This is a genomic window from Pedobacter hartonius (assembly GCF_900107535.1).
Lineage (GTDB): Bacteria > Bacteroidota > Bacteroidia > Sphingobacteriales > Sphingobacteriaceae > Pedobacter > Pedobacter hartonius.
Genome location: NZ_FNRA01000002.1, coordinates 473,567 through 485,528 on the forward strand (window position 1 = coordinate 473,567; position 11,962 = coordinate 485,528).

General features: G+C 37.2%; 12 protein-coding genes. 7 read left to right on the plus strand and 5 right to left on the minus strand.

Annotation, left to right across the window (positions count from 1 at the left end; all coding sequences use genetic code 11):
* Positions 1–6 precede the first annotated feature (6 nt).
* The 4 genes from BLW16_RS05600 to BLW16_RS05615 are packed head-to-tail and all read left to right on the plus strand — an operon-like array spanning position 7 to position 3,487.
* Positions 7–792 carry a glycosyltransferase family 2 protein gene (locus BLW16_RS05600; RefSeq protein WP_090555576.1) on the plus strand — a complete coding sequence of 262 codons (786 nt, stop codon included), beginning with the start codon at positions 7–9 and terminating at the stop codon, positions 790–792.
* Positions 773–1,579, plus strand: coding sequence for a glycosyltransferase family 2 protein (locus BLW16_RS05605; RefSeq protein WP_090555577.1), 807 nt, complete (start codon positions 773–775; stop codon positions 1,577–1,579). Before BLW16_RS05600 ends, BLW16_RS05605 begins: the two co-directional genes overlap by 20 nt.
* A gap of 22 nt (positions 1,580–1,601) precedes the next feature.
* Positions 1,602–2,519 carry a glycosyltransferase family 2 protein gene (locus BLW16_RS05610; protein ID WP_090555578.1) on the plus strand — a complete coding sequence of 306 codons (918 nt, stop codon included), beginning with the start codon at positions 1,602–1,604 and terminating at the stop codon, positions 2,517–2,519.
* Positions 2,519–3,487 (plus strand): glycosyltransferase, encoded by a 969-nt coding sequence (locus BLW16_RS05615; RefSeq protein ID WP_090555579.1) that lies wholly within the window; start codon positions 2,519–2,521, stop codon positions 3,485–3,487. The genes BLW16_RS05610 and BLW16_RS05615 overlap by 1 nt, the downstream gene beginning before the upstream one ends.
* Positions 3,488–3,552: 65 nt before the next feature.
* Here BLW16_RS05615 and BLW16_RS05620 read toward each other — a convergent pair whose 3' ends face one another.
* Both BLW16_RS05620 and BLW16_RS05625 read right to left on the minus strand, forming a co-directional pair.
* Positions 3,553–4,695 carry a glycosyltransferase gene (locus BLW16_RS05620; protein ID WP_090555580.1) on the minus strand — a complete coding sequence of 381 codons (1,143 nt, stop codon included), beginning with the start codon at positions 4,693–4,695 and terminating at the stop codon, positions 3,553–3,555.
* Positions 4,692–5,486, minus strand: coding sequence for a glycosyltransferase family 2 protein (locus BLW16_RS05625; RefSeq protein ID WP_090555581.1), 795 nt, complete (start codon positions 5,484–5,486; stop codon positions 4,692–4,694). The genes BLW16_RS05620 and BLW16_RS05625 overlap by 4 nt, the downstream gene beginning before the upstream one ends.
* A 114-nt stretch (positions 5,487–5,600) precedes the next feature.
* Between BLW16_RS05625 and BLW16_RS05630 the strand changes: the two genes are divergently transcribed.
* The 3 genes from BLW16_RS05630 to BLW16_RS05640 all read left to right on the plus strand — a co-directional run bounded on the left by BLW16_RS05630 (position 5,601) and on the right by BLW16_RS05640 (position 8,774).
* A complete protein-coding gene (locus BLW16_RS05630) occupies positions 5,601–6,743 on the plus strand; it encodes a glycosyltransferase family 4 protein (protein ID WP_090555582.1) in 1,143 nt (380 codons plus the stop codon).
* Between the two features lie 39 nt (positions 6,744–6,782).
* The gene (locus tag BLW16_RS05635) at positions 6,783–7,724 is read left to right on the plus strand and encodes a nucleotide-diphospho-sugar transferase (RefSeq protein ID WP_090555583.1); all 942 of its coding nucleotides are present in this window, start codon (positions 6,783–6,785) and stop codon (positions 7,722–7,724) included.
* 222 nt (positions 7,725–7,946) lie between these two features.
* The gene (locus BLW16_RS05640) at positions 7,947–8,774 is read left to right on the plus strand and encodes a DUF5672 family protein (RefSeq protein ID WP_090555584.1); all 828 of its coding nucleotides are present in this window, start codon (positions 7,947–7,949) and stop codon (positions 8,772–8,774) included.
* On the opposite strand, the gene BLW16_RS05645 is transcribed toward BLW16_RS05640, so the two are convergent.
* From BLW16_RS05645 to BLW16_RS05655, 3 genes are all read right to left on the minus strand, one after another.
* Positions 8,758–9,621 (minus strand): hypothetical protein, encoded by an 864-nt coding sequence (locus BLW16_RS05645; protein WP_090555585.1) that lies wholly within the window; start codon positions 9,619–9,621, stop codon positions 8,758–8,760. The genes BLW16_RS05640 and BLW16_RS05645 overlap by 17 nt on opposite strands.
* A gap of 135 nt (positions 9,622–9,756) precedes the next feature.
* Complete coding sequence (locus BLW16_RS05650; RefSeq protein WP_139298261.1) at positions 9,757–10,851, minus strand: acyltransferase family protein; 1,095 nt, start codon at positions 10,849–10,851, stop codon at positions 9,757–9,759.
* 118 nt (positions 10,852–10,969) lie between these two features.
* Entirely contained in the window at positions 10,970–11,947 is a 978-nt protein-coding gene (locus BLW16_RS05655) for an SGNH/GDSL hydrolase family protein (protein ID WP_090555587.1), read from the minus strand.
* Positions 11,948–11,962 lie beyond the last annotated feature (15 nt).

An 11,962-nucleotide genomic window follows, 5' to 3' on the forward strand; every position in this document is an offset into this window, starting at 1 on the left:
GAGACTATGCCAGAAATATCGATTATAATATCCACATACAATTGGCCCGAAGCACTGAAATTATGCCTGCTCAGCATTAAAGAGCAAACTGTGCTTCCTGCAGAGGTTATTATTGCGGATGACGGATCCGGTTCTGCAACCAGACAAGTTATCGGTGAGATAAAAAAAGATTTCCCTGTTCCGCTCCTGCATGTATGGCATGAAGATATGGGTTTCAGGAAAACCATCATTTTAAACAAGGCCGTTAAGCAGTCTTCCAGACAATATATCGTGCAGATTGACGGAGATGTTATTCTTGAAAAACACTTTATTGCAGATCACCAGACCTTGTCTGAGCCGCATGTTTTCGTGCGAGGCACCCGTGCACATATTAAACAGGAAAGACTACCGGAAATATTCCGTACCGCACATATCTATTTTAGCTTTTTAAGCTGCGGCATCATAAATAGGTTTAACAGTATAAGATTACCGATGTTATCATTCCTGCTGGAAAAAAAAAGCAATAATTCAGAAAGCGTACGGGGGAGTAACCTCGCCTATTGGAAATCAGACTTTATACTGGTTAACGGTTATAATAATGCGCTTACCGGCTGGGGCCATGAAGATGAAGAACTGGCCGCACGCTTTGTGAATAATAATATCCAAAAAAAAGCAGTTAAACTTAAGGCTGTGCAGTTTCATTTATCACATGGACAGTTATCCCGGAATAATGAACCTGAACACGCCAGAGAGGTTAAATCTGCTGTTCAAATGAGACTAAAAGACTGTATAAATGGCTATGCACAATCCTAGCATTTCGCTGATGGTTTCTACCTATAACTGGCCGGATGCCTTAAATCTGTGCCTGATCAGTATAAGGGAGCAAAATGTATTGCCCGATGAGGTCATTATTGCTGACGACGGCTCCGGACCCGAAACTCAAACACTGATAAAAAAATATCAGAAAGACTTTCCGGTACCTTTAATACATGTCTGGCAGAAAGATGAAGGGTTTCAGCTTTCCAGGATCAGGAATAAAGCGATAGCTAAAGCTAAAGGAAGTTATATCGTTCAGATTGACGGAGACCTCATTCTGGAGCATCATTTTATAGAAGACCATATCAGGTTCAGCAATACCGGAACATTTGTTAGCGGTACCAGGGTTCAGATGTCCGCTTCTCTTTCCGGAAAACTTATTCAATATAAAAGTACCAGGGTTCCGTTATTTTCAAGAGGCCTTACCAATTTCTCAAATGCCCTGAGGTTTTCCCCCCTCAGCAACTTTATGGCAGAGCGATATAAAGCTCACAATATAACCTATGTGAGGGGCTGTAATATGGCCTTTTGGAAAACGGACCTGCTGAAAGTGAATGGTTACAACGAATCTATCGTTGGCTGGGGCAGGGAAGACAGCGAAATTGCGGTTAGATTAATCAATTCAGGTATAAAAAAAAGAATATTAAAGTTTGGGGCAGTTGCTTTTCATATTTACCATCCCGAATCACCAAGGCAACATCTGGCAGAGAATGATGCAGTTCTTAATGACTGTATTGAAAATCATACGCAGACCTGTGAATCAGGCCTGTCAAAATATTTATAAATAATTAGACTTCAAAATAAAAATGGTAGAGGTATCTGTTATTATCCCAAACTTCAATCATTCTGCTTTCCTGAAGCAGAGAATAGATTCTGTATTGAACCAGACTTTTCAAAATTTTGAATTAATAATATTAGACGACTGTTCAACAGACAACAGCAAGGACGTTATAAAAATGTATAGTAGTCATCCTAAGGTAACTCATATAGTCTTTAATTCTGTGAATAGCGGAAGCCCATTTATCCAATGGGAAAAAGGCATTAATTTAGCAAAAGGAGAATATATCTGGATAGCAGAAAGTGACGACTGGTGTGAACCCTCACTCCTGGAAGAGCTTCTTACAGGGATAAAAAAGGATAAAGATTGCGTTATTAGTTATTGTCAAATGTATTATATCAATGGTGACAATGCCATTAAATGGCAATCAAGCCATCATTGCCTGTCTGAAATAGTAGATAGTAAGGATTTTATAGAAGACTATTTAGCTGTTAAGGTGTCCATCTACAATGCCAGTATGGCTATCTTTAAAAAAGATATGTTTAACAATATATCCAGGGAATATACCACTTATAAATTTTCAGGTGACAGACTTTTCTGGATACAAATTGCCAGACAGGGTAAAACACATATTAGCGGAAAACTCCTTAATTATTTTAGAAAGCATGACAAGGATGTAAGTACCAAAGCTTATAAAAGTGGGTTAAATTTTATCGAGGAGTTGAAAATAGTCAACTGGATGTATCAGGAAAAATTGATTAACGATGCTACCTACGATCAGGCATTCAAAAAACAATATAAAGAATACTGGAACGTTAAAAACAGTATTGATCCCGTAAACAGAAATTTAATTGATCCTATGTTCCGGCATCCACTATCGTCAAAAACCAACATACTCAGGTTTTTACTTCCAGCGATGTGGAATGCCTATAAAAAAAGAAAATAATGGCGAACAGAGGTATAACGGTCATTATTTGTACATTCAATGGTAAACAACGACTGAGCGAAACTATTACCCATATAGCCGGCCAGACGCTGCCGGAAAATATTGGATGGGAAGTAATCCTCGCCGATAATGCATCCACAGACGGATCAGCACTATTTGCTGAAGCCCTCTGGGATTCGTGTGCAGTCAAAAATGTGCCATTCAGAGTAATCATTGAAAGCCAGCCCGGTAAACTATACGCCTTACAGCATGCTGTTAAGGCAGCTAACTATGAATATATAGTCATTTGCGATGACGATAATTGGCTATCTGCAGATTATCTTAAAAATGCATTTGAGCTTTTGCAGGCAATGCCAGATGTAGGGGCTATAGGAGGCCAGGGGGTTCCTGTGACTGATGGCACTTTTCCTGAATGGTTCCAACATCATTTTTCTGATTATGCCGTTGGCCCACAGGCAAAAGGCACGGGTTATATGAGGCCAAGAGATGTGCTGTGGGGAGCAGGATTAATCACAAAAAAATCACTTTATCTTAAGATGTATAATGAATACCCATCATTTCTCCCTGAACTTGGAAGTGTAAGTGTCTTATCTGCAGAAGATACCGAATATTGTATGCGTTTAATACTTAAAGGATATAGATTATATTATGATGCTGCTCTGATTTACCATCATTTTATACCAGGTGCTAAACTAACAACTACTTTTAGAGATGAGAAGCTTTTAAAAGGTTTTACCGATGCTAATTTAATTCTGCGGAAGTATTACGCTGCGATGAGAGCAACTATAAAAACCAAAGGAAGGCCGGACATATGGCTGATGTTACTATTAATTGCTCCGCTAAACTATATTTTTGCTTTTTCAGGCAAAAGGGCAGAAAAAGCCAGGGACACACTGTTCTACCTGCTCCCTTTCAGAATTAAAGCCGATGCAATCTCAACCAAAATTAAAGCTTTCCTCAAGGAGTAAGTTCGACATGAGCTGATTCGCTATACCCGATACAGCTGTATGTTGCAATACGGTGTAGACCTGAGTTATAATGAGGAGTGATCATCTAAAGTTGCACATATTTCATTTAACAACTTTTCATATTTGGGCACTTGTATGAAACTGCTATATTCCATTGCTGCTTCTTTCATCTTTAATTGGTCTGCGGGAGAACTTCTGTGGATATTTTTCATGGCTCCGAAAATATCTTCTACATTCCAGCTATTGACCATAGTCCCTATACCTTCCTTAATAAACAGACCGGCAACGCCAACATTAAAAGAAACAACTGGTATGCCCAGATAAGCGGCCTCTAAAATAGTTAAAGAAAAAGATTCTTCTCTTGATAAGAGTAAAAGGCCATTTGCGACCGACAAATAATTATAATAATCGTCCGACTGAGCGCCCGTTTTAATTAATTTACCTGGATATTTCGAATCGGCAACCGATCTGACGTAGTAGTCCAGTCCTGTGTTGTATTGCGGTCCAATCCAGACAATTTTAACTGCTTCATCTTTGAAGTGCTCCAAAATCGGCAGTACATAATCCAGGCCTTTCATGTACGTTGCTCTACCAGAAATCGCCCATACAAAATCATCAGCTGATATTCCAAGCTGATCTCGGATCTCCTGAATTCTTAGAGGATTTATATCAATCGTACTGGTATCAATAAAGCTATACTGAATCCTGATATCACGATGTCCGAGTTCTGCCAGCTTTCCAGCTACTACATCCGAACATGCAACACAAATATCAGAATACGAAATAATTTGTTCCAGTTCATTTCCTTTAATCAGTGAAAAAGCGTACAATAGTTCATGAATATGCGAAACAATTTTCACCCCCTCCGTTCTGCCAATGTTAAATACTGCCGGAATTGCCAAAGTATTAACATACCATATATCAGCTTTAAAGTTGGATTGGATATTCTTCAACTGATAAGCCAGGGGATCTATACCGAAAAATTTTAGCAATCCTCTGAATACTTTCCTGAATAAATGCTTCCCATATTTATAACTCGTCTCTTTTTTTACATAGTCAGGCAACTGATCATACATTTCTCCACGTTTTATACAAAAAACAGAGATTTCATACCGATCTTTATTAAGATTTTTCAGCAAATACCATAACACCATTTCAGATCCTGTTCGCGCAAGATCCTGCGTGATAAATAAAATTCTTTTCTTCATGAAGGCTTGGAAAGTTTCTTAAAAAAATTTTTCAGTCTAATAATGTACTTGACCCGTCTTAGCTCTTCGCTCACAATCATATATTTCTTATAATCCTCCAAAAAAAAGGAAAAATTCTTTTTCAAAACATTTTCTTTTTCCTTGTCGATTAAAGAAAAGTTTTCCGGGTTTGAGCTAATTCCCTCTTCATTAAAATCTGTTAAAAACAGATTGATATGTTTATAGGTGCAATTATATTTACAGGTAGCTAATAAAAAAAATTCCCAGTCAGATACAATCTTATGTTGCTCATTGTATAATCCTATGGTATTAAAAAGTGTTTTTTTTATAAACGTACAAGGATGCGGTATTGTAGAAGTTAGGAATGTTTGGAAACTTATCGAGTCCGGCGTCACCCACTCTCTTCTGGAAGATTCTTTAATAAACCATAAATTACCACATACTAAATCTTCATATAAACCGATCTTAACAGCTTCTTCGATCACGTGGTCCGCTGTAATCATATCACCACTGTTGATAAAAAGCAGGTAATCACCAGTAGCTATGTTAATACCTTTATTCATCGCATTATAAATACCGGCGTCTTGTTCGCTAACCCAATAATCTATCACATGATTATATTTAGTTAGAATCTCCCTGCTCCCGTCATAAGACCCACCATCTATTACTATATATTCAATATTCTCATAATTTTGCTTGCTAACGGAAAGAATTGTCTCTTCTAATCCAGAAACGTTGTTATAATTAATTGTAATGATGGATATTTTTATACGTTTGGAAACGTTTGACATCTTAATTAGTTTATAGTTAACAGGCGTTCAAACCAGCCGGCCATCTTTGAAAGGCCTTAAAGTTAATTGTCTAGACCCATTAACTAAAATTTAGTTTATTTATCAACGATAACAATGCTTAAAGTACTTTTAGATCCACAAATATTCAATGTACAGAATTTCGGAGGTATTTCGAGATATTACACAGAAATACTTAGTGCCTTAGCGGATGAAAAATCGGTCAGCATGACCCTTCCTCTTTTATACACCGACAATTTACATTACAAAAGAAGTTCTTTGTTTAATACCAGTTATCAGAATGAAAATCGCTTTTTGATTAGATACAGCAAGGCATTCCGTAGTTATCAACCCAGGAAATTAAGAGAAAAAAATTCTCAAAATCTTGTAACCCTGCTTAAAGAACGGCTATTCGATTTATTTGTTCCCAGTTATTATGATCCATATTTCCTGGAATACATCGGAGATAAGCCATTTGTATTAACTGTTCATGACATGATCAATGAATTATTCCCTCATTACTTTACGGAAGATAAAACTACTGTTCCAAATAAGAAGTTACTGATGGAACGTGCAGCCAAAATAATCGCAGTTTCTGAAAATACCAGAAAAGACATCATCAAACTATATCCAGATATTGATGCCAGCAAAATTAAAGTGATACATTTGGCACATGGATTAGCACCCGATCAAAGAACTCACGTAATACTTCCTGAAAACTACATTCTATTTGTAGGGAACAGGAAACTTTATAAAAATTTTATTTTCTTACTGAAATCAGTAAAATCGCTTCTGAATAATACACCAGGTCTGCAGCTCTTGTGTGCGGGCGGTGGTGATTTCGATAGTGATGAGTTACAATTGATCGGCGAACTTGGGTTATATGAAAAAGTAAAGCAGCAGAATTTTGAAGATCCTGAACTGCCAGCCTATTACAAACATGCCCAATGCTTCGTTTTCCCCACAGAATATGAAGGATTCGGAATCCCGGTACTGGAAGCGATGGCCTGTGGATGTCCGGTAGTATTAGGTAAGCACAGCTCATTTCCCGAGGTGGCTGGCGATGCAGGCATCTACTTCGATTTGAATAGCCCACAAGACCTAAGCAGTAAGATAAAATATTTATTAGAAAATGAAGATACCAGGAGAGAATACAAAATCAAAGGATTGGAACGTTCTAAACTATTTTCCTGGGAAAAGAATGCCCATGAAACTTTAGAAGTTTATAAGTCTGTAATCAAAGAGGATAGTGTCCTGTAATGTTTCAATATGTAAATAACACCCATTTATAATCCGACAATGAAAAACTATAAAGTAAAATCACCTCTATTATTTCTAATTTTTAACCGGCCAGATACCACCATACAAGTTTTTAATCAAATTAAAATAGCTCAGCCCGCTAAACTTTATATTGCTGCCGACGGACCAAGACCAGACCGACAAAATGAAGCTGCATTATGCAGGGAAACGATTGCTATAGTTCAAGCGGTGGACTGGCCCTGTGAGGTAAAGACCTTGTACCGGACGAGGAACCTGGGCTGCAAGGAGGCGGTGTCCACAGCCATAGACTGGTTCTTTCAGAATGAGGAAGAAGGTATCATATTAGAAGACGACTGTCTGCCCTCCAACAGTTTCTTCAATTTCTGCGATACGATGTTGGAAAAATACAGATTTGATACAAGGATCAGGCATATTACCGGATGTAACCTCCAACATGGGAACACATGGGGAGAGGCAAGTTACTACTTCTCTAACCTAACCCATGTGTGGGGCTGGGCAGGATGGAAAAGAGTTTGGAAGGATTACGACAAGCATCTTACGACATATAACAAAGATGATGTGGCAGAGAAATTAAGCAATGTTTTCCAGGACCGCTTTATCCTTGAAAACTGGACAAGAATATTTGAGGAAGTCAAGTCGGGCAAAATTGATACATGGGATTACCAGCTAACTTTTATAAATTTTTTCAATAATGGGCTATCCATTATACCAAACAGAAATCTCATCAGTAATATCGGCTATGGAGCAGACGCCACGCATACAGTGGATACAAATAGCAAGAATGCTTTTATAGCTGTTCAGGAAATTTCAGAAATCACTGCCCCTTTATATATTTTACCAGAAAAGGACGCTGATTATTTTACGCTTTCCCAGGATTTTGACCTTGAAAAAAGATGGCGCTTACACAACCTGCCAAGGCGCCGTTTCAAACGATGGCTTAGAGAAAAATTAAGTAGATAGGGTCATCATCTGAAAAAATGACCTATTACTTTGACAAAGTTGCTTCTACTATCGGCTAAAAATTGATATTAATTTTATTAAAAATACAAGTGCATGTAGCAGTATCAGCTATTTCTTCGTTTAAGTAATATAGACACGCCTGAAGTTTCGGTTATTACACAAAAAAGAAAACACGATGCACCGGAGAGAAAGCGGTCTTAGTCAGACGTTTAATTCCCTGTAATGAATAATTTAGCAGCTATTGTTATACCCTTGTATAAATCACAGCCTTCCCTTTTGGAGGAAATCTCAATTCGGCAATGCTTTAAAATACTTTCTTCTTATCAAATTATTGCATTGAAACCCCGAAAGCTAAATCTTGACAATTATGATTTCACTTTTGATGAAGTAGTTAGTTTCGATGATGAATATTTTGAGAATCCAGCGGGATATAACAAGCTGATGCTTTCATCAATCTTTTATGAAAAATTCCTTCAATACAAATTCATCCTGATCTATCAGCCAGACGCCTTTGTTTTTAAAGATGATCTTCCATATTGGTGTAATCAAGGCTATGACTACATTGGGGCACCATGGGTTAGGTACACCCATTATGGAGATATATTCAAAAAAATCAAAAATCTGACTCGCCGATTCCTGCATACAAAATTAAATATAAAGCAACGGCACACCGTTCTGCCCACAGCAATTCAAATTGAGAATCGCGTTGGCAACGGCGGCCTATCGTTAAGAAATACAGCAGTATTACATAAAGTGTGTATAAGAAATAAAAAAAAGATCGACTATTACAACAGCCGCCCGGAACATCAATTTGGCGAAGATGTGTTTTTCGGATTGGAAGCCAACAGGAAAAGAAAACAATTAAACATACCGGATTATAAAAAAGCTATTTACTTTTCAATGAATGATAATCTGGGGCATTCGTTTAACCTAACTAAAGGGGAGCTACCATTCGGCTGTCATGCATGGAATTTATATACTGATTTTTGGGCACCAATATTTGCTTCTGCAAGTGAAGTCAATATTTCAAATCTTAAAAAGAGCTTTTAATTTCCCTCCACAGTCTCGAAGTAAGTGGCTTTCTTCTGAATTGATTTTTTTCAGAATGGTTCAGCAATCTGACTTCCTGCGATTTCAGTAACTCATCAATATTATTTGCCTTTATCATTTTGAGTTTTGGCCACGCGCCCGGACCCAGGGGATGGAAATCTTTTATACCGAAAAAGTTAAACTCATCTACAGCATTCCATAGATTGTAGTAACTCTGGATATTAAAATCATTCCTATGACTCCAGTTATGTAGTTTCCAATAGATTTCTTCAGGTTCCCTTGCCCAGCTCTGGTGTAAGACCAGGTCATTCCAATACACATAATCGTTTCCTGAATTATGTTTTGCAAGATCGTACACAGGATGATTGGTAGCAAAACATAACGTTTCGGAGGATTCGTCAATCAGCAGGTAACCCGATTGGACCTTCTTAAATATAGTTGCAACGCGACAGGAAATTGTTGTTGGAACCATCGGATGAAATCCCTTTAATTTCCTAACAAAGGTTTCAAAATCAAGAAAATATTCATCTGAGTCGATCTGAAGGTACCAGTCACAAAATCCCATTTGCTTTGCAAGCATGTTCCGTTCCCTGGTATCGCATTGCATAGGGGTTAATTCAGGAATATAAAAATAGTCTTCGTATATTTTTATTTTATTAGACTTGTCAACCTCATTTATCCATTCCCAAAATGTCTCGTTAATCAAAAAATCTTCACCTGACCAGGTTTTCCGGTCACGGTCTACAGCAAAGAAAATTTCATCTACAAAATCATAGATACCGGATAAGGAAATTTTCACATATTCGTAGTCATACGAGATCAGATATCCCGCTTTTATAGTACTCATTTCGCGTTAAATCAAGATTAAAAATTAATAAATTCTTTAAGGTCGATTAAAAACCTCAATAAATTAATTGTTAAACGAAAATTTAAGATAAATCGCTACACTTACATAATTAAATATATACAGAAATCTATTATGCTAACGCCCACCTCCGATTGTCCACCGCAATTTCGTAAGCAGCAGTACCCGTACAATAAGCATACTAATGAAGTAAGCAATAATAAACCGTAAGATGCTATAAAAAATGGCCTCTATTGATGTCATCGAGCCCACATACCAGTGAAAGGGATGGAATATTCCTTCGAGAAAATGAAGTATAACAAGCTGGTGAATAAGATAAATGCCAAATGTGGTTTTTCTGGGCTGGAATATTTTGTTAACAAACTGAATTGAACCGATCTTAAATAGGATAAGGAAAAAAGACAGGGAATATAAGATGTTGGTCAAACGTAATGTGTTGTAAGCATCTTCAAGTCCGATAGATTTAAGATAGATTATCTCTAAATCAGCAAATAAAAATAAAATAGTTGTGATGCCAACCAGCCAGAGCCAGGAAATTCCACGGATAAACCTATAAAGCACATCAATGTGTTTGTTCATATAAGCGCCAAGCCAAAGAAAAAAAACAAATCCAAATAATGCAGTGGTGTGCTGGGTTCTGATCCATCCATGGTACAAATTAAGACTATAGAATAAAGAAGTCAGCGCTAATATTCCTCCAAAAACAAGATTATATATAAATCGCTTAAACAAGAGCAAAATAGCAATGCAAATTAAAAAATTCAGTATAAACCAAAAACTTGTATTAATGATGATATAATAATATGATGAAAGCAAATAATCTAAAAACGGAGAAGGCATATGCCGTTCACCATTATATAGAAAATATGCAATAAAGAGTAAATTTATAATATCAACCAGAATCAACACATTTATCCACAATACCCAGGGACCAATTGTGCTTTTAAATCTGTTCTTCAGATATTGCCATGGAGTATATTCTGTAAATTTGTGATTGATCAAAAACCCAGCTATAAGAAAAAAGGCAATTGTTGCAAACTTGAAAAATTGAAGGAACGAGACCTGGAGCATGCTCGTGTAAAAAGAAGCATAATTTGTACTGCCAAATTTCTCAGTATGTTCAAAGACAATACCGATCATAGACAAACACCTTATAGTATCTACAAAATCATAATTCTTTTTTACTGTAATAGTTTGTTCTGACTCTGGCATGCGGGAGTTTAGGGTTCCGGCTCAAAAAAAACCATTTAATAATTAAATACATAAGTATTAACAATATTTAACATGAATAGTTTGTACAAAGAAGATCATCCGGCGAAACAGGATAACATTAATGAACAATGATCAGTTTCTTTGAGAATTTAAGTCCGGTTAACTCGTAATATAAAATATAAATACCAGCGGTATATTGAGACGTGGAAATCTGTTCCTCCTGATAACCTGCATTTCTGTAATCATCGAAAATCACTCCCATATTCTGCCCTGCAGTATTATATAGGGTAATCCTTACTCTTGCAGCAGCAGTCAGCGTAAACCCAAGCTTCGTATACGTATTTGCAGGATTTGGATAATTTTGTACAACACCAACAGATTGAAAATTTTGTGCAATTTCCTGGTTAATCGCATCGAACCAGACCAGAGCAAGCACTTCATATCCCCTTGCATTTGGATGGACATCATCAGAATAAAGGGAAATGTCTTTTCCCAATGTAGAATTTATGTCCGCTATCCTGATATTATTCTCCTTAGCAATAGTCCTGTAGGCGCTATTGATCAGATCGATGTTTCTGTTCCTTCTTCTGGATAACAAACGTTCAGCAGTAGTACCCCGTGTCTCCACAAAGTATTGTACAGTGCCTATAATAACAGAAAGGTTCTTTGCTTTTGCCTTTGCAATCAATAATCTCATATTATCCACTACCGCACTTAATCGCAATTGATTATCCGTTATCCTGATCGCATCATTTGCCCCCATCAGGATCAGAAAAAAATCAGCCTTATTATTCAATGCTGCGTCTATGCGTAATAAGCCCTGAGCCGTAGTCTCGCCAGCAACGCCATTATTAAAGATGGTCACAGGTTTTGTACCGTAACAATGTCCCAGATAAGCCTGTAAAGGCATTTGAAAGTTTAAGGGCTTGGGAACACCTTCTACGGTGCTAGCTCCGAAGGTAATGATCCGTAGGCTATCCTTGCTATAAAATTGAGCCTGAGGCCCGCAAATGGGGAAATTGATTTGCGCATACAAACCTGTATGCATAAAAAAACACCCTGCTAAAACTAAAAACCTTGTGGTCAAAGAATTCATTAGCAGGGTGTATGA